The sequence below is a fragment of the Pseudomonas sp. E6002 genome (genome assembly GCF_013385565.1).
Taxonomy (GTDB): Bacteria; Pseudomonadota; Gammaproteobacteria; order Pseudomonadales; family Pseudomonadaceae; genus Aquipseudomonas.
Genome location: NZ_JACAPT010000038.1, coordinates 16,037 through 34,288, shown reverse-complemented (window position 1 = coordinate 34,288; position 18,252 = coordinate 16,037). Strand labels below are relative to the sequence as shown.

At 62.7% G+C, this 18,252-nt stretch carries 18 protein-coding genes; 6 read left to right on the top strand and 12 right to left on the bottom strand.

Annotated features, from left to right (window positions below; genetic code table 11):
• Window positions 1-9 precede the first annotated feature (9 nt).
• From HX815_RS27465 to HX815_RS32025, 3 genes are read right to left on the bottom strand one after another with little or no spacing between them, the layout of a single operon-like run.
• Window positions 10-1,878, bottom strand: a complete 1,869-nt coding sequence (locus tag HX815_RS27465) for an FUSC family protein (protein ID WP_177029220.1) — start codon at window positions 1,876-1,878, stop codon at window positions 10-12.
• Window positions 1,878-2,786 (bottom strand): HlyD family secretion protein, encoded by a 909-nt coding sequence (locus tag HX815_RS27460; RefSeq protein ID WP_177009963.1) that lies wholly within the window; start codon window positions 2,784-2,786, stop codon window positions 1,878-1,880. Before HX815_RS27460 ends, HX815_RS27465 begins: the two co-directional genes overlap by 1 nt.
• Window positions 2,787-2,796: 10 nt before the next feature.
• Window positions 2,797-2,985 (bottom strand): DUF1656 domain-containing protein, encoded by a 189-nt coding sequence (locus tag HX815_RS32025; protein ID WP_032899212.1) that lies wholly within the window; start codon window positions 2,983-2,985, stop codon window positions 2,797-2,799.
• Between the two features lie 127 nt (window positions 2,986-3,112).
• Between HX815_RS32025 and HX815_RS27450 the strand changes: the two genes are divergently transcribed.
• The gene (locus tag HX815_RS27450) at window positions 3,113-3,907 is read left to right on the top strand and encodes a helix-turn-helix domain-containing protein (protein WP_008433826.1); all 795 of its coding nucleotides are present in this window, start codon (window positions 3,113-3,115) and stop codon (window positions 3,905-3,907) included.
• A 2-nt stretch (window positions 3,908-3,909) separates the two neighbouring features.
• Here HX815_RS27450 and HX815_RS27445 read toward each other — a convergent pair whose 3' ends face one another.
• Window positions 3,910-4,827 (bottom strand): LysR family transcriptional regulator, encoded by a 918-nt coding sequence (locus HX815_RS27445; RefSeq protein WP_087694537.1) that lies wholly within the window; start codon window positions 4,825-4,827, stop codon window positions 3,910-3,912.
• 110 nt (window positions 4,828-4,937) lie between these two features.
• On the opposite strand from HX815_RS27445, the gene HX815_RS27440 reads away from it, so the two are divergent.
• Complete coding sequence (locus HX815_RS27440; protein WP_003210829.1) at window positions 4,938-5,156, top strand: DUF2790 domain-containing protein; 219 nt, start codon at window positions 4,938-4,940, stop codon at window positions 5,154-5,156.
• Here HX815_RS27440 and HX815_RS27435 read toward each other — a convergent pair.
• The 8 genes from HX815_RS27435 to HX815_RS27400 all read right to left on the bottom strand — a co-directional run bounded on the left by HX815_RS27435 (window position 5,153) and on the right by HX815_RS27400 (window position 14,051).
• Window positions 5,153-6,400, bottom strand: coding sequence for an OprD family porin (locus HX815_RS27435; RefSeq protein ID WP_177029219.1), 1,248 nt, complete (start codon window positions 6,398-6,400; stop codon window positions 5,153-5,155). The genes HX815_RS27440 and HX815_RS27435 overlap by 4 nt on opposite strands.
• A 30-nt stretch (window positions 6,401-6,430) precedes the next feature.
• On the bottom strand, window positions 6,431-7,765 hold the full coding sequence (locus HX815_RS27430) for an MFS transporter (protein WP_177029218.1): 1,335 nt from the start codon (window positions 7,763-7,765) through the stop codon (window positions 6,431-6,433).
• A 55-nt stretch (window positions 7,766-7,820) separates the two neighbouring features.
• Entirely contained in the window at window positions 7,821-8,582 is a 762-nt protein-coding gene (locus tag HX815_RS27425) for a 1,6-dihydroxycyclohexa-2,4-diene-1-carboxylate dehydrogenase (protein WP_177029217.1), read from the bottom strand.
• 10 nt (window positions 8,583-8,592) lie between these two features.
• Window positions 8,593-9,615 carry a benzoate 1,2-dioxygenase electron transfer component BenC gene (gene benC / locus HX815_RS27420; protein ID WP_008433832.1) on the bottom strand — a complete coding sequence of 341 codons (1,023 nt, stop codon included), beginning with the start codon at window positions 9,613-9,615 and terminating at the stop codon, window positions 8,593-8,595.
• A 10-nt stretch (window positions 9,616-9,625) separates the two neighbouring features.
• On the bottom strand, window positions 9,626-10,114 hold the full coding sequence (gene benB / locus HX815_RS27415; RefSeq protein WP_008433833.1) for a benzoate 1,2-dioxygenase small subunit: 489 nt from the start codon (window positions 10,112-10,114) through the stop codon (window positions 9,626-9,628).
• Window positions 10,111-11,487: a Rieske 2Fe-2S domain-containing protein gene (locus HX815_RS27410; RefSeq protein WP_177029216.1), complete on the bottom strand. Its 1,377-nt coding sequence runs from the start codon at window positions 11,485-11,487 to the stop codon at window positions 10,111-10,113. Before HX815_RS27410 ends, benB begins: the two co-directional genes overlap by 4 nt.
• Before the next feature lie 85 nt (window positions 11,488-11,572).
• On the bottom strand, window positions 11,573-12,532 hold the full coding sequence (locus HX815_RS27405; RefSeq protein ID WP_008433834.1) for an AraC family transcriptional regulator: 960 nt from the start codon (window positions 12,530-12,532) through the stop codon (window positions 11,573-11,575).
• Between the two features lie 118 nt (window positions 12,533-12,650).
• Window positions 12,651-14,051: a DHA2 family efflux MFS transporter permease subunit gene (locus tag HX815_RS27400; RefSeq protein ID WP_102604625.1), complete on the bottom strand. Its 1,401-nt coding sequence runs from the start codon at window positions 14,049-14,051 to the stop codon at window positions 12,651-12,653.
• 263 nt (window positions 14,052-14,314) lie between these two features.
• Between HX815_RS27400 and HX815_RS27395 the strand changes: the two genes are divergently transcribed.
• Genes HX815_RS27395 through HX815_RS27380 form a run of 4 tightly spaced genes read left to right on the top strand, consistent with a single transcriptional unit; the run spans window position 14,315 to window position 18,235 of the window.
• Window positions 14,315-15,160 carry an ABC transporter substrate-binding protein gene (locus HX815_RS27395; RefSeq protein WP_177029215.1) on the top strand — a complete coding sequence of 282 codons (846 nt, stop codon included), beginning with the start codon at window positions 14,315-14,317 and terminating at the stop codon, window positions 15,158-15,160.
• Between the two features lie 16 nt (window positions 15,161-15,176).
• Window positions 15,177-16,685 (top strand): amino acid ABC transporter permease/ATP-binding protein, encoded by a 1,509-nt coding sequence (locus HX815_RS27390; protein ID WP_177029214.1) that lies wholly within the window; start codon window positions 15,177-15,179, stop codon window positions 16,683-16,685.
• 18 nt (window positions 16,686-16,703) lie between these two features.
• Entirely contained in the window at window positions 16,704-17,369 is a 666-nt protein-coding gene (locus HX815_RS27385; RefSeq protein ID WP_003210850.1) for a GntR family transcriptional regulator, read from the top strand.
• A gap of 14 nt (window positions 17,370-17,383) precedes the next feature.
• Window positions 17,384-18,235 (top strand): DUF1989 domain-containing protein, encoded by an 852-nt coding sequence (locus tag HX815_RS27380; RefSeq protein ID WP_008433843.1) that lies wholly within the window; start codon window positions 17,384-17,386, stop codon window positions 18,233-18,235.
• Window positions 18,236-18,252: the final 17 nt, after the last annotated feature.

The window sequence follows — 18,252 nt, the reverse complement described above, 5'->3', positions numbered from 1 at the left end:
TTCGTTGTTTTAGCTGAAACGGGTTCGGATATCGGCACGCTGGTATTGGTCGAGCAACCCCGCCAAATCCCGGTAACAAGCAGCCAGGTCGCGGGCACCAAGGCGGATCAGTGATCTCGACGTACGCCGGGCCTGGGCCGCGCTGATCGCTGAATCGAAGGCATATCTGGCAATACGCCGGTCGCCCGCTTGCACACACCTGGCGATTGATGAATCAGGCTTCAGGTCGCGTGTCTTGCGGTGCAGCAACCTTAACTGTCGACCCAGTTGAAGCGAGACGGCACCGGCCTCATCGGCGCCCGACAGCGCTTGCAGGGCAACCATCCGGTGCTGTTGCGTGGCCTGCCACTTCAGAAGATCCATGCGGTGCCCGTGACGCAGTAACCGGCGTGTGTCCTTGTGCAGCGCGGTCCTCAGGACGTCGGCGTGGCTGGCGGGTTTCCCCGGCAGCAACTGGAAGGCCAGCAGGCAGATAGCAAGCGTCACCATCCAGGCCAGGGCTTGATTCGCGAAGTCAGCGAAGTCGTATTGGGCGGTCCCGGCGGTGCCGACCAGGGTATTGAACGTAATCAGGTAGGCGACGCCTTGCAGGGCATGGCGCGGCCGGGTCGTGGCATGAATCCCGACCGCCCAGAACGCAACCAGCACCACCGTGAGCAACCCGAACCCGCTGATGTGCGGCAACAGCAGGAACTTGCACCCCGCCGCTGCCAGGATTGCGTAGAAGGTTCCCCTGGCAAGGCTCGCAATGCCTTGCTCGGGCGCCGCGCTGGTGGCCAACAAGGTGCAGAACGGACCCAGTACGGCCAGCAAGGTTGGCCCCTGGTCCCAGCCGGTGAGGTACCAGACAGCACCGGTCGCCAGCGTGGCCAGCAACGCTCGCACACCGTTACGCAGTGCAGCGCCGTAGTGTCGGTGAAACCCCACGGCGCGGGCCGGCGGCAGGGGCGCGCGCTCAAGGCAGGCAAAACTCGACAAGGCGCTGGCCAGTTCGGCCAATGGTTCATTCAGACGCCGCTGGCTCGCGCCTGATTCAAGGCTGGCTTGCAGCTCCCGGACACGATCGGCCGCCACGCAAAACCCGGGCATGGCTTCAGCCAGCTGGCGCAACTGTGCGCCGATTCCAGCGTGCGAAGGTATCGCACATTCGTCGAGCACCACGGCATGCAGATACGCAAGTCCTGCCTGCAGGGTCGCCAGCCTGGCGCGGATCAGCACCGACTCGCCCCGACCAATCCCGAGAAGGTCGTCCACTTTGCTGATATCGATGGCCAGCGGGTCCTGCGCACGCGCCGGCCCGCCGTCAAACCGCACGGCCAATAACCGCAGGGTGCGCGACGAGACGTCGCGAAGTGCCATGGTCAGTGTGCGCTCGACGGTCTTGCGGCTGAATAATGTGGCCACCAGGCTCAGGCTCAACACCCCCAGAACAACGGCCGTGCCCCGTCCGACGATATGTTCGAAACCTTGCTGCGGCGCGACGATGGCGGGCCCCAGGGCCAGGCACACGGTGTAGCCGGCGACCACCGCCGCCGTGGCCTGGTAGTGCCGAAGCACGGTCATGGCGCCGACACAAAGGCCCAGCCATACCCCAATCCCGAGGATAAACAGCAGCATTTGCTGGGCGAACAGGCTGGTCAGGACCAATGCCACAGCCAACCCCACCAGGGTGCCCAGTGCCCGGTGGAAGCCCTTGCCAACCACTGCCCCCTGCAGCGGATGGATCAGCAACAACACGGTTGAGGCGGCCGAGAACGGCGAATCCAGGTGTAATTGGAACCCCAGCCACAGGGCCAATGAGGCCGCCAAAAGACTACGCAGCACATAGCCCGAGGTAGCAGCTTCCCATGCCCCCAGCATGCGCAGTGCACGGAGCATCACATGAACGCCTGAAGCCATTGCACCAGCCTCCAGCGCGGCGCCGTGCCCTCCTCGGCAACCTCGATGCTGGCGGTCATCCCCGCCGCCAGCTCCACACCGGGCGGCACCTTGTCCAGTTCAATCCGCACGGGCACGCGCTGGGCCAGGCGTATCCAGCTGAACGTAGGCGCCACCTGGGGCAAACCACTGTTACTGCGCAGCTCGTTACCGTCGGCAATGCCCCGACCAATGCTCGCCACATGCCCTTCGAGCAGCGGTGAAAAACCCATCAGCTTGATGGACGTCGCAGCCCCCACCCGAACACCGGCCAGCTTGGTCTCCTCGAAGTAACCGGTGACCCAGAAGCTATGGCTATCGACCACAAAGATATTGGTCTCGCCCGCTGCCGCGTAGTCACCCGGCTGCAGCCGCAACTGGGTCACATAGCCGTCGACCGGCGAACGAATCGTCGTGCGGTCCAGATCCAGCCGCGCATGGGCCAGTTGGCTGCGGGCCGCATCCAGGCGCGCCCTGGCTACCGCCAGGTCCCGGGCTGCGTTGTCGGCTTCCTCCCGCGCAATCGCATCGCCGAGCTGGTTGCGGCGTTTGAGCTGTGCACTGCGCTGCTCGAAAACACTGCGCGCCTCGGCAAGCTCGGCCGTGCGCTGTTGCTGGGCAAGCAAGTAGCTGCTGCGATCGATCTGGTACAGCAACGCGCCCTTGGCGACCCACTGGTTGTCACCCACCAGCAGGTGTTCGACCTGGCCGGACACCTCGGGGGCAATACGGATAACTTGCGCGCTGACACGCCCGTCCCGCGTCCAGGGGGCCAACTCATAGGCACGCCACAGTTGCGTGCAGAACAGCAATGCGGCCAGCCCGAGCACCAGGGTGACGAGGGTCTTGAGGATGTGTTTGATGATCATCGCGCTGCCCTCAAAAGCTCAGAACCAAGGTCGAGAGCACGATCAGCGACACAAAGAAACGCGCCAGGCTGGGGTGCCAGGCCCAATCCAGCCAGCGCCGCAGGGCCCGCTCCAGTAGCCCGTACACCAGGGCTGCAACGCCGACGTAGAGCAAGAACGGAGGAATGTAGAGGTGGGCAATCGTGATTTCGCTGAGCATCGGTTGAATCTCGCAGTCGGCAATCACCTTGATCGCCTTGATGAAGATGGTAGGGACTGCAAGGTCGTGCCGATATTGAGTATGCTGCCAGGATATAATCAATTTCAGACAATCGAGGCGGTGCAACATGGGCGAGATGAAGCTCCAGGGCGTTGATCAATTCGAACTGGACAGTTTTGATCAGCCCGCCGTCGCGTTGATGCTCGGCAGCCAGCGCAACGACACCGAATTCCCCGTGCACAGCCACCGCAAAGGCCAACTGGTGGTGGCATATCACGGCGGTATCGTGTGTACCGTAGAGGATGGCGTGTGGATGGTGCCGTCGGGCTTCGGCGTGTGGATTCCGGGCGGTATCGCCCACAGCAACCGGGTGACCGCCAACGGCAGGATCGGCTATCTGTTTGTCGAGCCCGGCGCCGCCGCGCTACCGGAGAAATGCTGCACGCTGGTGCTTTCGCCGCTGGTCCTGGCGTTGATCCTGCACCTGAGCGCCCAGCCCCAGGATTATCCGCCTGCCTCTGCCAATTCGCGCGTGGCGAGCGTGCTCCTTGAACAACTGGAACTGGCTCCTTCGGAGCAGTTGTACCTGCCGCTCCCCGCTGCTACGCAGTTGCGCTTCATCGCCCGCGGCCTGGCCCAGGCCCCGTCAAACCGTTGCACCATGGCCCAGTGGGCACGCCAGGTGGCCATGAGCGAGCGCTCCCTGGCCCGCCTGGTCAAGAGCGAAACAGGCCTGACTTTTGGCCAATGGCGCAAACAATGGCAAATCATCGTGGCCTTGCAGAGCCTGGCCGAGGGCGAGTCGGTGCAACGAACCGCCGAGGCGCTGGGGTACGAGTCGGTCAGTTCGTTCATCAGCATGTTTCGCAAGACACTGGGCTCGTCGCCGGCGCGTTACATTCGCCGTACGGCAACGCGCTAGCCTCAAGGTGCCTCAATCACTGCCAACTGCTCCGCCAACAACCCCGGCAATCGCGCCTGCAAAAACCCGACCCACGTCCGCACCTTGGCATCCAGAAAGCGCCTTGATGGATACACCGCGAAAATGCTCCGCTCCCGTAGCCGATATCCGGGCAACAGCCGCACCAACGAGCCCTCGCGCAGCGCCGGGTTGGCGCTGAAGAACGGCAACAAGCTGATGCCCATTCCTTCCTGCGTCGCCTTGACCATCGCATCCGCGACATTGGTCCTGAAGGTGTCACCCGGCGAAATCGCAATCTCGCCCTCTTGCCCCTTGAACAACCACGCATCCTCCTGGAAATCCTGCAGATGCAACCGTCGATGCTGCATCAACTGCTGCGGATGCTCGGGCACGCCGTACCGGGCCAGATACCCCGGTGCCGCACAGGGCACACTGAACAACTGCCCGATCGTCTGGCTGACCAGCGCCGAATCCGGCAACGAATGGGCGATGGAGATCACCACGTCGTGACCCTCTTCAAGCGGGTCCGGGTTGTGCTGGGACAGGGTCAACTCGATGGACACGTCCGGGTATTGCTCGCTGTAGCGGGCAATCAGCGGCGTGATCAGCACCCCCAACCCGCTCATGCAATGCACCCGCAATCGCCCGCGCGGGTTGAGGTGCGCGCCGCTGGCTTCTGCCGTGGCCTCCCTGACGTCTTCAAGAATGTCGCGACAGCGCAACAGAAAGCGCTCGCCCGAATCGGTAAGGCCCAGGCGCCGGGTGGTGCGTTGCAACAGGCGGGTCTGCAGGTGTTTTTCCAGCTCGCAGATCAACCGTGATACGTGTGCCCCGGACAGGTCCAGCGCCTCGGCCGCTGCGGCAAAGCTGCCAGTGTCGACAACCCGGGCAAACACCTGCATGCCATTGAGCAAATCCATCAACATTGCCCCTCGATTGCTACGTGATACGTACGAGTCATTCACCTGTTCCTGTCTTTATCCCGCTGCGGCAATCACTAAAATGAACCCTACTCACAGAGGAACTCATCATGAATATCAAATGGCTCAGCCTGCTCCTGTTTTTCACCGCCGCCGGCGCCATGGCGGCCGGCAGCAATGAAGCGCTGGATATCCAACACGTTGTTTCAATCACGCCCGTGCCGGGCAGCTGCCAGGTAGAACCGGCGACCATGGTGTATCTCGACAGCCAGGGCGCCAGCCATACCGTCCACTACCAGGTCATGGGCACGTGCCAGGGCGGGGTTTAAAGCAGCTTCCAGGTGTAACTGAGGATCAGCCGGTTCTCGTCGATGTCGCTGCGGTAGTTTGAACGGGCCATGACATTGCGCACCCGAATGCCCAGGCCACTCAATGTGCCGCTTTGCACCACATAGCCGATATCCAGGTCGCGCTCGCGATCCTTGCCTTCATAACCCGCGCCGGTGGTCACGTTGTTACCGGTGATATAACGCACGGTGGTGGTCAGCCCCGGAATGCCCAGCGCCACGAAGTCATAGTCGTACCGCACTTGCCAGGAGCGCTCGTCGGTGTAGGCAAACTCGTAGGTGGGTACTTCGTTGCCCAGCGGCGTGATGTTGGCGAAGACCCGCGGGAAGGCACTGTCGCCATACATGGCTTGATAACCGACGTAGAAGATATGGCCGCCATGCTTGGCCGACAGCAGCGAGAAAAACGCCTGGTTGTCGATCTTGCCGAGCAGTTTGTCGCCGTCTTCCCGGGCATCGTAGTAGCCGAGGTTGGCGCCGACCGTCCACTCGCCCATTGGCTGGCTGTGCTTGAGGCCGACAAAGTCCTGGCGGTAGATGTCCTTGAGTTGGCCATGCCAGTAGCTGACGCTGGTGCGGTTGGTGTTGAAGGCGTAGTCGCCGCCGACGTAGTTGAACCCATCACTTTCAGCGCCGCGTTGCGGCACATGGCCGAGCATGGCGATCATTTTCTCGTCGCCGGCTTCGTTGCGCAGGCGGGTGGTGGTCAAGTGCCCGGCCTGCAGCGCAAGGCCGGCGATTTCGCCGGAGCTGACACTCACGCCCTGATAGCTCGGCGGCAGCAAGCGGATATCGCTGAAGGCCAGCACCGGCAGGTTTGGTTGCAGTTCGCCGACCTTCAATTCGGTCCTGGAAAACCTGGCCTTGAAGGTCAGGCCCAAACGGCTGTAATCATGCGGGGCGCTGCCGTCGCCCTTGACCGGGAGCAGGCCGGTATTGGTGCGGTCCGGGCTGCTGTCGAGCTTGAGGCCGAGGGTGCCCAGGGCATCCAGGCCAAAGCCCACGGGTCCCGGGGTGTAGCCGGATTTATAGGTCAGGATAAAACCCTGGCCCCACTCCTCTGCCTTTGATTGCTTGTTGGCGCCGACGATGTCCGAGAAATCGCGGCTGAAGTAATAGTTGCGCGCCTGCAAGGTGGCGGTGGAGTCCTCGAAAAACCCGCCCTCGGCCGCCGTCGCCGCAAGGGGCACGCCCAACAGGGATAGCCAGATACGTTGTGTGTTCATGTCGTTGCTCTTAGTTATTGTTATCGACAGTTACTGCGCCGGGGCGGCGATCACCTCCTGCCGGCCCCGACGTTCATTCAGCGCATACGCCGTCATTGCCAGCACGGCGATGGCCCCGGGGATGGCAAAGGCCATGAAGTTCAGGTGCAGCGGCAGTTCAATCCCCATCAGCGCGCCGCCCAGCAGCGGGCCGACGATGGCGCCGGTACGACCGATACCGGAAGCCCAGCCCAGGCCGGTGGCTCGAATGTTCAAGCCATAGAGTTGTGCGGCGCCGGCGTACAGCAGGATTTGCGTGCCGATGGTGGTGGCGCCGGCAAAAAAGATCAGCAGGTACAGGACCGGCATCGGGCTCTTGATACCCAGCAGGCTGATGGAGAGCAGCGCGGCGATAAAGAAACCGATCACAACCTTCACCAGGTTAAGCCGGTCACACAGCCAGCCACCGACAAGCGCCCCGGCGATGCCGCCAAAATTCAGCGCCAGCAGGAACGACAGGCTCGATCCCAGGCTGTAACCGGCACCCGCCATCAGTTTGGGCAGCCAGGAACTCAGGGCGTAGACCATCAACAGGCAGCAGAAAAACGCGACCCAGATCGCCGCCGTCCTCAAGGCCAGGCCGTGGCGGAACAACTCCAGCACCGAAGCGCCCTTGCCTTTACCGGCGCTGACGAGCAGCTGGTCTTGCGGGTCGATCCCGGTCTGCGGCGACAGGCGCTTGAGCAGCTCACGCGCCTGTTCCTTGCGGCCCTGGCGAATCAGGAACCCGATGGACTCAGGCAGCCAGTACACAATCAACGGCATCAGCAGCAGCGGGATCGCCGCGGCGAAGAACATGGACGACCAGCCAAAACGCGGCAGCATGAAAATCCCCACGCCGGCCGACAGCATGCCGCCCAGCGAGTACCCGCCAAACATCACCGCCATCAGGATGCTGCGCATTTTCTTCGGTGCGTATTCGGTAATCAGTGCGGCCGCATTGGGCATCAGGCCGCCACAGCCGAGCCCGGCAATAAACCGGCAGATTCCGAACTCAGTCGGGTTGCTGGCAAAACCGTTAATCACCGTGGCGACGCTGAACAAGGCAAAGCAGATGGCGATGCCTTTGCGGCGACCGAACTTGTCGGCCAGGCTGCCGAAGACCAGCGCGCCGAACATCATCCCGAACAGCGCATAACTGCCCAGAGCGCCGGCCTGCAGGGGCGATAGTCCCCATTCCTTCATGATCGACGGCAAGACCACGCCGTAGATGAACAAGTCATAACCGTCAAAGATCAACAGCACAGCACACAGGCTGACCACCAGCCAGTGGAAACGATTGAAATGGGCATTATCGATAATCGAATTGACGTCATGGGTACGCATGGCAGTGCTCTCATTATTGTTGTTGTGAGTCAGTGTCTGCAGGTACGGCGCTGGGTCAGCCGAGGTCGCCGCCTCCTACCGGCAAGGTGACGCCCGTGATGTAGGAGGCCTCATCAGAGGCCAGAAACAGAATCGCGCCGGCTTGTTCGTCGATGCTGCCGTAGCGCTTCATCGGGCTGCTGTCGAGGGTCTGGTCGACGATCTGCTGGTACCAGACGCGCTCCTGGTCGCTCTGGGGCTGGCTGTTGCGCGGGATCCGCCGCGGTGGCGCCTCGGTGCCACCGGGTGCGGTGGCGTTGACCCGAATGCCGCTGCCGGCGGTCTCCAGGGCCAGGCACGCGGTCAAGGCGTTGACGCCGCCCTTGGCCGCGCCATACGGCACACGGTTCACTCCGCGCGTGGCCACGGACGAGACATTGACGATGGCACCGCTGCCCTGCTCCAGCATGTAGGGCAACACGCAATGGCAGCACCACAGGGTCGGGAACAGCGAGCGGCGCACCTCGGCTTCGATTTCGTTCTCGGCGTAGTGCTCGAAGGGCTTGGCCCAGATAGTCCCGCCGACGTTGTTGACCAGGATGTCGATACGCCCGAACCGCGCCTTGGCAGCGGCCGTCACACGGGCACATTCGGCATGCTGCTCCAAGTCGGCGGTGAGGATCAGCGCCCGCTCATGCTGCAATTCATGCACGAGTTCCGAGCGATCGACGGCCACCAGCCAGGCGCCCTCTTCCAGCAAACGCTCGGCAACCCGCCGGCCGATGCCCTGGGCGGCGCCGGTCACCAGCGCAACCTGGGTGTTGAAACGTGGAGTCATGGGGGATTCCTCAGGCGGCGTCGCCGGTGACGATGGCGTTGGGGGTGAACTTCTCGTAGTGGAAGCTGGCGGGGGTGACGCCCTGGTTCTTGAAGTGCTGGCGTACCGCGTCGACCATCGGTGGCGGCCCGCACAGGTACACATCCACGTCGCCATCGTTCAGCACGTCAGCGGCCATGTGCTGGGTGACATACCCCTGCCGGGGGTGAGCGGTCTGGGGGTCGGCCACGCAGGTGACAAAACCGAAGTTGGGCAGGCGTTGGGCGAACGCCTCCAGCGCCTCGACCATCACCAGGTCCTGGTCCCGCGTCACGCCGTAGATCAGCGTGACCGGCCGGGTTTCCTCGCGCTCGGCCAACACTTCAAGCATCGACAGGAACGGCGCAAGCCCCGTACCACCTGCCAGCAACAGCAGTGGCCGCGCCACTTCGCGCAGGTAGAAACTGCCCAGCGGCCCGGTCATCGGCACCGCGTCGCCCGGCTGGGCACGCTCCAGCCAGCCACTCATCAACCCGCCGGGCACATGCTTGATCAGGAAGCTCGCGCGTTTGTCGCCGGGGCGACTGCTGAAGGAATACGCGCGGGTCTGCCCACTGTCGGGCACGCCGATATTCACGTATTGCCCCGGCAGGAACACCGGCGCCTGATCCAATTCGAAGCTGACTTCCAACGCTGCATCGGCATGCCGGGTAATACTCGCCACCGTCGCGGCAAATTGCGCGGTGCCGGTCTTGCAGGCACCGGACGGCACCGGCACGGCAATCACGCAGTCCGACTGCGGCACCATCTGGCAGGTGAGCACCTGGCGCTCAGCGGCTTCATCCTCGCTCAGAGCGTCTTCGATGTAGTCGTCGCCCAAATCATAGGCGCCGGTTTCACAGCGGCATTTGCAGGTGCCGCACACACCGTCGGAGCAGTCCATGGGCAGGTTGATACGTTGGCGAAAGGCCGCGTCGAGGACCTTTTCACCCACCTTGCAGTCGATGAAACGGGTTACCCCGTCCTCGAAGTTCAGGGCAATGGAGTACGTCATGGGCGTGTCCTCAGATGTGGTAGATATCGATGACCTGATGGATGTAGTCGTTTTTCAGCACCACCTTCTTGCGCGTGATCAGCGGCTGTTCGGCGCGGATGTCGAGGCGATAGAACGAGGTACCGAAGTACGTATCCGTGGTCTTGTAGCGATGGCTGAGGGTTTGCCAGTTGAAACGCAACTCCACGTGCTGCCCGTCGTCGGCCAGCACTTCGAGGTTGGTGATCAGGTGCGCGGTGCGCGGCTCCGGGGTGCTGGCGCTGGAGCGCTCGGTCTTGATCCGGAACACCCGGTCTTCCAGGCCGTCGCGGCTGGGGTAATAGATCAGCGAGATTTCGCTCTGGGGGTCTTCGGTCAGCGTATCGTGGTCGTCCCAGGCCGGCATCCAGTACTCGACCTTGGGTGAATAGCATTCGAGCCACTCATCCCACTGGCGGTCATCCAGCAGGCGGGCTTCGCGGTACAGAAAGTCCAGCAGGCGGTCACGGGAAGCACTCATGCCAGCACCTCCTTGTCCGTCGCGATCAAGCCTTGCTGCTCCCGTTCGATAGCGCGTTGCAGGCTCTGGGCCCAGTGGGCGTGCTGGCGCACGAACAGGCCTTCGTCCTCGGTCTTGACGCCACTGAGCTGCGGATTCATGCCCATGGCCCGGGCGTTTTCGTCAGGGCCTTCGACCCACTGTTTGGCGCCGCGGCTGAGGTCATTCCACAAGGTGGTCGCGCCCTGGTAGCCGGTCTGGCAGGCGCGGAATTCTTCCAGGTCGTCCGGTGTACCCATGCCGCTGACGTTGAAGAAATCTTCGTACTGGCGGATGCGCGTGGTGCGTTCCTCGGCACTTTCGCCCTTGGGCGCCATGCAATAGATCGTGACTTCGGTCTTGTCGACCGCGATTGGCCGTACCACGCGGATCTGCGTGGAGAACTGGTCCATCAGGTACACATTCGGGTAGAGGCACAGGTTGCGGGTTTGGTCGATGATAAAATCGGCGCGTTCCTGGCCCAGGCGCTCGGCCAGCGCCTCGCGATGGGCATGCACCGGACGCACTTCGGGGTTGAGCAGGCGCGTCCACAGCAGGATATGGCCATGCTCGTAGGCGTACACGCCGCCCAGGCTTTTCGACCAGCCATTGGCATCCACGGTGCGCGTGCCTTCGGCTTCGTAATTGCGCCGGCCCATGGTCGCCGAGTAGTTCCAGTGCACGGAGCTGACGTGATAACCGTCGGCGCCGTTTTCGATCTGCAGCTTCCAGTTGCCGTCATACACATATGACGAACTGCCCCGCAGCACCTCCAGCCCCAGCGGGGCCTGGTCGACCATCTGGTCGATGATCACCCGGGTCTCACCCAGGTAGTCGCTCAGCTCCGGGACCGTCTCGCTGAGGCTGCCGAACAGGAAGCCGCGATAGTTTTCGAAGCGGCCAAGGCGTTTCAAGTCGTGGGAGCCGTCACAGTCGAAGCTGTCGGGGTAGGCGCCGGTCTTGGCGTCCTTCACTTTGAGCAGCTTGCCGGCGTTGCTGAAGGTCCAGCCGTGGAAAGGGCAGGTAAACGAGCCTTTGTTGCCTTGTTTACGGCGGCAGAGCATCGCGCCACGGTGGGCGCAGGCGTTGACCAGGCCGTGCAGCGTGCCGTGTTTGTCGCGGGTGATGACCACGGGCTGGCGGCCGATCCAGGTGGTGAAGTAGTCGTTGATCTCCGGCACCTGGCTTTCGTGCGCCAGGTAGACCCAACCGCCTTCGAAAATGTGCTTCATTTCCAGGGCAAACAGGTCGGGGTCGGTGAAGATGTCGCGGCGGCAGCGGAACACCCCGGTGGCGGGATCTTCCTGGACGGAGTCGCGCAATTGTCGGGCGAGTCGGTCGAATGTGCTGATCATGGGGTAGGCCCTCGGTTGTTCTTGTATCAGGCCCCCCCACCTTATGTGCTTGCCCTACCCCTCAATATCCGCTGACTGCAATTCGTTATCCGCCTGGCGCGAGCCGGCGCTTCCAGGTTTGCGAAGGCAGCTCGCCAAAGCGTTTGCGATAGGCCTCGGAGAACCGCCCCAAATGCACAAACCCATGATCCAGCGCCACCTCCGTCACGCTGCGCGCCGTGGCCAGTTGCAGCATGGCGTGCACCCGCTCCAGCTTGCGCTGGCGCATGTAGTCACGGGGTGACAGGCCGACCTGGCGTTCAAACAAGGTATACAACGAACGCTCGCTGACCCTGGCGATGGCCATCAGTTGTTCGACGCTGATGTCGTCGGCCAGGTGCTCCTCGATGAACTGACGCACGGCTTCAAAGCCCCCACCCTGATCCGGTCGCGGAATCACCCGCAGGACGTTGCTGGCCAGCAGCGCCAACAGCTTGTTCGCCACAATGCGCTCGTACAGGCCCTGCACTTCGGGTTCGGCAGCGTTTTCGGCCTCATGGCAGATCAGCCCCAGCAATTGCAGGAACCCACCCATTTCGGCAAGTGCGTGGCGCGGCGCCGCAAAACGGATGCCCGGCTGCGGCAACGTCCAGTGCTGCTCAAGGCAGGCGTTTTCCAGCAGGCGCACGGGCACCTTGACGATGAATTTTTCGCAGTCGGCGGAATAGGTCAGGTCTACCGGGTCATCCGGGTTGATCAGCAGCACTTCGCCGGGGCCCAACACCTGCTCTTCGCCACGGGAGCTCGAGCGGCAGTGGCCGTGCAGCAGGATCTGCAGGTGGTAGATGGTTTCCAGCGCCACCGAGGTCACCCGCACCGGCGCGCCGTAGCTGATGCGGCACAGGTCCAGGCTGGAAAAGGTCCGGTGGCTGATGCTTGCCTGCGGGCGGCCCTTGGGCGGCAGGCGGATGCAGTGGCTGCCGACATGCTGGTTGACGTAGTCGGACACGGCATAGGCATCTGCACGGTCGAAAATCTGGCTGCGCTCACTCAATAGCACGGTCATGGTTGCGCCTTTTATTGTTATGGGCCCTGCGTATGTACTTCACCGCAGAGTGATGCGGGGGACGCAAGCCGTCCAATATTCAATAGGTGTTGCTTCATACCCCGAAGGTATCGTGGGTTCACTTTCGCTGCAAAACCGACTCACCGGCCTGGGGCGGCAGCCGCAGGTTATCCAGCAGCGCCACGCCGGCGATCACCGCCACTAGAAGAAAAGTCAGCTGGAAATCGGCGGTGGCGGCCTGCCCGGTATTGCCGTGAAAATTCATGGCAAAACGTAACAACAGCGCGCCAATCGCCACGCCCATGGCCATGCTCAGCTGGAAGAACATGCTGAACAAGGTTGAGGCGTCGCTCATCTGCGCCTTGGGTATATCAGCGAACCCCAGGGTGTTGAACAAGGTGAACTGCATGGAGCGTGACAGGCCACCCACGAACAGAATGAACAGGATCAGCGCCCAGCTCATGCGCTCGTCCAGCAGCGCACAGGCCGCAATCGCGAGCACGCCAAGGATGCCGTTGATCATCAGCACCGAGCGAAAGCCCCAGCGCTGCATCACCGCCGTGGTGAACGGCTTCATCGCCAGGTTGCCGGCAAATACCGCGAGCACCAGCAACCCCGCATCGAATGCAGAAAGGCCGAACGCCAGTTGAAACATCAGCGGCAGCAGGAACGGCAAGGTGCTGATGGCCACCCGGAAAATCGACCCGCCGCACAGGCACACACTGAACGTGCGCACACTCACCACACCCAGCGCCAGCAATGGTTGGGCATGCCGGCGCATATGGCGCCAGGCAAAGGCACCGAGCATCACGCCTGCAGCGCTGAGTAACAGGCCCTGCAACAAGCTGCCACGGCTTTGCCCGAGCAGTTCCACGCCGTACAACAGCGCCGCGCTGGCGACACCCACCAGCAGGAAGCCGCTGAAATCGAATGAGCGGGACGTGACCTCGTCGTGTTTGGGGATCAGTACCAGCGTGGCAATCAGCGCCAGCAGGCCCAGCGGCAGGTTGAGGTAGAAAATCCACGGCCAGGACGCGTGGGTAACGATAAACCCGCCCACCGGCGGCCCGAGTATCGGCGCCACCAGGCCGGGCCAGGTGATGAATGAGATCGCCCGCACCAGGTCTTTTTTCTCGGTAGCCCGCAGCACCGCCAGGCGCCCCACCGGCACCATCATCGCGCCGCTGATGCCCTGCAACACGCGCGCGGCGACGAAGGTCTGCAGGCTGTCGCTCCACCCGCACAGCAGTGACGACAGGCTGAACAGCACGATTGCCCAACCGAATACCCGCCGCGAGCCAAAGCGGTCGGCCAGCCAGCCGCTGATGGGAATGAACACCGCGACGGCGAGCATGTAGGCGCTCATACCGATGTTCACGTCCACCGCGCCCACGCCGAAGGTTTTGGCGATGTCCGGCAACGCGGTGGCGATCACTGTGGCGTCCAGGTTTTCCATGAAGAAGGTGACGGCGACCAACAAGGCAATCAGGGTTGAGCGGCGTTGGGAGGTCGACGTCATTGCTGTTCACTCAGGGTTTCGTAGCGGCACTTTATCAATAAGTGCGCGTGTGATGCCCCGCAATATTCCCGCCCCACAACGTAGCGCTCGGTAACGAATCGCACTGATTTGGTGTGCGTGCTTGCAAAAAAACGCTCCCACGCTCGTAAAAACTGAGCAAAAGACCTTCATTTCCACCACTTGGCACGATAACCGCTTACCCACTATTACAGGATTGTTGAACAATCCAAATTTCCCTGCATTCAGCAACCGAGGCGACGAACATGCAAAAAGGTCTGACGGGCAAGAACACCCTGCGCACATTGGCGCTAGCGATCACCCTGGCGTGCGTGACGCCGCTGCTGTCGGCTGCAGAGATCAAGGGCACCCTCAAACAAGGCGAGCTGTCGATCGGCTCCGACCTCACCTACCCGCCTTACACCTATCTTGAGCAAAAGACCCCGGCCGGTTTCGACCCGGAGTTCATGCAACTGATGGGCAAGCAACTGGGGCTCAAACCACGTTTTCTCGACACCCGTTTCGCCAACCTGATCCTCGGCGTCAACGCCCGGCGTTTCGACGTGGTGGCCTCGGCGCTGTACGTCACCCCCGAGCGCGCCAAACAGGTGGATTTCCTCAGCTACCTGAAGACCGGTTCTTCGCTGATGGTGCTCAGCACCGGCGACTTCAAGCCCCAGCGCCCGGAAGACCTGTGCGGCAAGCGCGTCGGGTCGATCAAGGGCGCGTCGTGGGTGCCAAAGCTGAACAAGGTTTCGGCGGACTACTGCCTTCCTGCGGGCAAGCCGGCGATCGAGTCGCGTGAGTTCCCGACGTCTCCGGAAGCCGCCCAGGCCCTGCTCGCCCAGGCGGTGGACGTGCAGATGGAAGACGCGGCGGTTGCCAAGATCACCGTGGAAAAACTGCAAGGCAAAACCGTGATCAGCTCCAGCGAGTTGATCTACCCGGTGGTGGTCGGCCTGGCCGTGCGCAAGGAAAACCCGGCACTGCTCCAGGCGCTGACCGGCGCCCTGAGCCAGATCAAGCAGGACGGCAGCTACGGCAAGCTGCTGGCGCGCTACAACCTGGCCGAGCCGAACGGCGCCGAGATCAGTGCGGCACTGGGTAACTGAAACGCGGAGCACCTTTATGCAATTCGATTGGCACTACACCCTGGGCTTGTTATGGAACGGCGACTTCTGGCGAGCCGTCGGCACCGTGGTCGAACTGAGCCTGGAAACCTGGCTGCTGGGCATTGTGCTGGGTTTTTTCCTGGCCCTGGCGCGGCAGTCGGAGCGCCGCTGGCTGCGGGACTCCGCTGGCGTCTACATCTGGTTCTTCCGCAGCCTGCCGTTGCTGGTGCTGTTGATCTTCGTCTACAACCTGCCGCAGGTGTTTCCGTCCACCAGCGTGGTGTTGTCCAACCCCTACTCCGCGGGCCTGATCGCCCTGGTGCTGAGTGAGGCGGCCTACATCGCCGAGATCCATCGGGGCGGCCTGCTGGCGGTGGTCAAGGGGCAGCGCGAAGCCGGCAAGGCGCTGGGCGTGGGTTATCGCGGCGTGCAGCGGTTGATTGTGGTGCCGCAGGCGCTGCGGGTTGCGTTGCCGACACTGGCCAACGAATACATCACCATCGTCAAACTCACCTCGCTGGTGTCGGTGATTTCGCTTTCGGAAATCCTGCTGGTGGGCCAACAACTCTACACCCAGAACTTCCTGGTGATGGAGACCATGCTAGCCGTGGCGTTCTATTACGTGTTCATCGTGACGGTGTTCAGTTGGTTGTTGCGGGTGCTGGAGAACCACCTGGACGTGACCCGGCGCAAACCCAAGGCCATCGCCCCCGCCGTGCTCGACCAAGTGGCGACGCGTCGTGCCCCCGGCCAGGCCGAGCCCGGTGAGTTTGCCTTGCAGGCTCGCGGGGTGCGCAAGGCCTATGGCGAGCTGGAAGTGCTCAAGGGCGTCGAACTGAATGTGCGCTGGGGCGAGGTGGTGTCGATCATCGGCCCGTCAGGCTCGGGCAAGACTACGCTGATTCGTACCATGAACGGCCTCGAAAGCCTCGACCGTGGCGAAATCACCCTGCAAGGCCAGCCGTTCCTGCGTGGCAGCCAGGAGCCGCAAGGCGCGCTGGGGCACAAGGTGCATATGCGCGGCATCGTGCATGTCGGCATGGTGTTCCAGGGGTTCAACCTGTTCCCGCATAAAACCGCCCTTGAGAACGTGATGCTCGCGCCGGTCTACCATGCCCATGGTAGCGGCGAAGAACTGCGCCTGTTGAGCCTGGCCCTGTTGCGCAAGGTCGGCATGCTGGAGCACGCCGGCAAATACCCGCACCAGCTATCCGGCGGGCAACAGCAACGGGTGGCGATTGCCCGCGCCCTGGCGATGCGGCCTTCGGTGATGCTGTTCGATGAACCCACCTCAGCCCTCGACCCGGAACTGGTGGGCGACGTACTGGGGGTAATCGAGGAATTGGCTCGCGAGGGCATGACCATGGTCATCGTCACCCATGAAATGAACTTCGCGTTCAAGCTTTCCGATCGTGTGGTGTTCATGGAAGGCGGCGAGATTATCCAGGACGCCGCACCGCGTGACATGCTCGAGCAACGCAGTGAACGCATGACCAAGTTCCTCAAAGACGTCCAACTGGCGTGAGCCCAAGGAGCCCCCGACGTGAGCCAAGCCAAGGAACCCAGCCTGTCGCTGGCCGACCAGGTTGCCATCGAACTGCGCGAAGACATCATCGGCGGCCGCCTGCTGCCCGGCATGCCGCTGGTGGAAAGCGAACTGGTGAACGCCTACAACGCCTCGCGCAACACGGTGCGTGAAGCCTTGCACCACCTGGGCCGCGAAGGCCTGACCAGCTACGTGCGCAACAAAGGCGTGATCGTGCGCCGCCTGGGGGTAGAGGAAGTGCGTGACATCTTCAAGGTGCGACGCACCCTGGAGCTGCAGGCCATCGCCGCCAGCAAGCCGCTGCGCGAATACCAGTCCGACCTGATGCTGGAGTCCATCGAGGCCGCGCAGCTGGCCCAGGACCGCGAGAACTGGCAAGCCTTCGGCACCCACAGCCTGCGCTTTCACCAACATATTGTCGGGCTGATGCGCAGCCCGTTGCTGGACGAGTTTTTTACCCATATTGCAGCCCAGATGCGCCTGGTGTTTTCCAACGCGCCCAGCGAGGAAACCTTCCAGAAGCCCTGGCTGGAGCGCGACCGGCAGATTCACGACTTGCTGGTTGACGGCCACAAGCAAGCCGCCGGCGAAGCCCTGGCCAGCTACCTCAATGACTCCGAATCGCTGCTGCTGGACATCCTGAGCAGCATTCCAAAACCCTGAAGCGAGGACCCACCATGTACAAGGACTACCCAGCGGCCTACCAAGTCAGCAAAGGCGCTGCCTTGCAGGTCGACAAAGCCTTCTATGACCGCGTGCGCGAGTCCCGGGACGGGCGCACCCTGATCGAGCAATTCGAAGTGCCGATCCGCACCGGCCGCGCCTGGAAAGTACCGGCAGGCCATGTGTTCCGCGTGACCACGCCGGTTGGCCCGCAGGTCGGCGACTTCAACGTGTGGAGCGCCAACGACCCCCGCGAACGCATGTGGGCGGCACGCACCCGCCAGCTGCAAGGCGCGCACGTCACCACCTACGACCGCCTGTGGTCGAACCTGCCGTTTTTGCGGCCGATGGTCACCATCACCGACGACAGCCTGGCCGACTATGGCATCGACGAACACGGCGGGCGCCTGCATGACTTGCTGGGCACGCGCTGCGACCCTTACGTGAACAAGATGCTCACGGGCGAAGACTTCCACCACCACTGCCACTCCAACCTGACCCGCGCCGTGCTGCCCCATGGCCTGACCGAGTTCGACGTGCACGACGTGCTGAACATTTTCCAGTGCACCGGCCTCAATCACGACGACATGTACTTCATGAAAGCCTGCCCGGCCAAGCAGGGCGACTATCTGGAGTTCTTCGCCGAAATCGACCTGCTGTGTGCCCTCTCCACCTGCCCCGGTGGCGACCTGTCGCTGCCGATGTGGGGCCCGGATGCGGAAGACCCGTTGAAGGTCTGCCGTCCGCTGGGGGTGGAAATCTACCGCCTCGACGACGCGCTGCTGGAGGGCTGGAAACAACCCGAGCGCGCCGCCTATAACGGCAACCATGGCCTGTTGATTGCCAAGGCCGACTGGGAAAAGTAAAGGGCAGGCCCGCACCT

What these genes read in the sequence shown, in the direction of transcription:
- HX815_RS27450 (WP_008433826.1), top strand. Translation starts at nt 3,113, where the DNA reads ATGGGCGAGATGAAGCTCCAGGGCGTTGATCAATTCGAACTGGACAGT.
- HX815_RS27380 (WP_008433843.1), top strand. Translation starts at nt 17,384, where the DNA reads ATGTACAAGGACTACCCAGCGGCCTACCAAGTCAGCAAAGGCGCTGCC.
- benC (WP_008433832.1), bottom strand. Translation starts at nt 9,615, where the DNA reads ATGACGTACTCCATTGCCCTGAACTTCGAGGACGGGGTAACCCGTTTC.
- HX815_RS27460 (WP_177009963.1), bottom strand. Translation starts at nt 2,786, where the DNA reads ATGATCATCAAACACATCCTCAAGACCCTCGTCACCCTGGTGCTCGGG.
- HX815_RS27425 (WP_177029217.1), bottom strand. Translation starts at nt 8,582, where the DNA reads ATGACTCCACGTTTCAACACCCAGGTTGCGCTGGTGACCGGCGCCGCC.
- HX815_RS27430 (WP_177029218.1), bottom strand. Translation starts at nt 7,765, where the DNA reads ATGCGTACCCATGACGTCAATTCGATTATCGATAATGCCCATTTCAAT.
- benB (WP_008433833.1), bottom strand. Translation starts at nt 10,114, where the DNA reads ATGAGTGCTTCCCGTGACCGCCTGCTGGACTTTCTGTACCGCGAAGCC.
- HX815_RS27405 (WP_008433834.1), bottom strand. Translation starts at nt 12,532, where the DNA reads ATGACCGTGCTATTGAGTGAGCGCAGCCAGATTTTCGACCGTGCAGAT.
- HX815_RS32025 (WP_032899212.1), bottom strand. Translation starts at nt 2,985, where the DNA reads ATGCTCAGCGAAATCACGATTGCCCACCTCTACATTCCTCCGTTCTTG.
- HX815_RS27465 (WP_177029220.1), bottom strand. Translation starts at nt 1,878, where the DNA reads ATGCTCCGTGCACTGCGCATGCTGGGGGCATGGGAAGCTGCTACCTCG.
- HX815_RS27435 (WP_177029219.1), bottom strand. Translation starts at nt 6,400, where the DNA reads ATGAACACACAACGTATCTGGCTATCCCTGTTGGGCGTGCCCCTTGCG.
- HX815_RS27395 (WP_177029215.1), top strand. Translation starts at nt 14,315, where the DNA reads ATGCAAAAAGGTCTGACGGGCAAGAACACCCTGCGCACATTGGCGCTA.
- HX815_RS27390 (WP_177029214.1), top strand. Translation starts at nt 15,177, where the DNA reads ATGCAATTCGATTGGCACTACACCCTGGGCTTGTTATGGAACGGCGAC.
- HX815_RS27440 (WP_003210829.1), top strand. Translation starts at nt 4,938, where the DNA reads ATGAATATCAAATGGCTCAGCCTGCTCCTGTTTTTCACCGCCGCCGGC.
- HX815_RS27400 (WP_102604625.1), bottom strand. Translation starts at nt 14,051, where the DNA reads ATGACGTCGACCTCCCAACGCCGCTCAACCCTGATTGCCTTGTTGGTC.
- HX815_RS27445 (WP_087694537.1), bottom strand. Translation starts at nt 4,827, where the DNA reads ATGGATTTGCTCAATGGCATGCAGGTGTTTGCCCGGGTTGTCGACACT.
- HX815_RS27410 (WP_177029216.1), bottom strand. Translation starts at nt 11,487, where the DNA reads ATGATCAGCACATTCGACCGACTCGCCCGACAATTGCGCGACTCCGTC.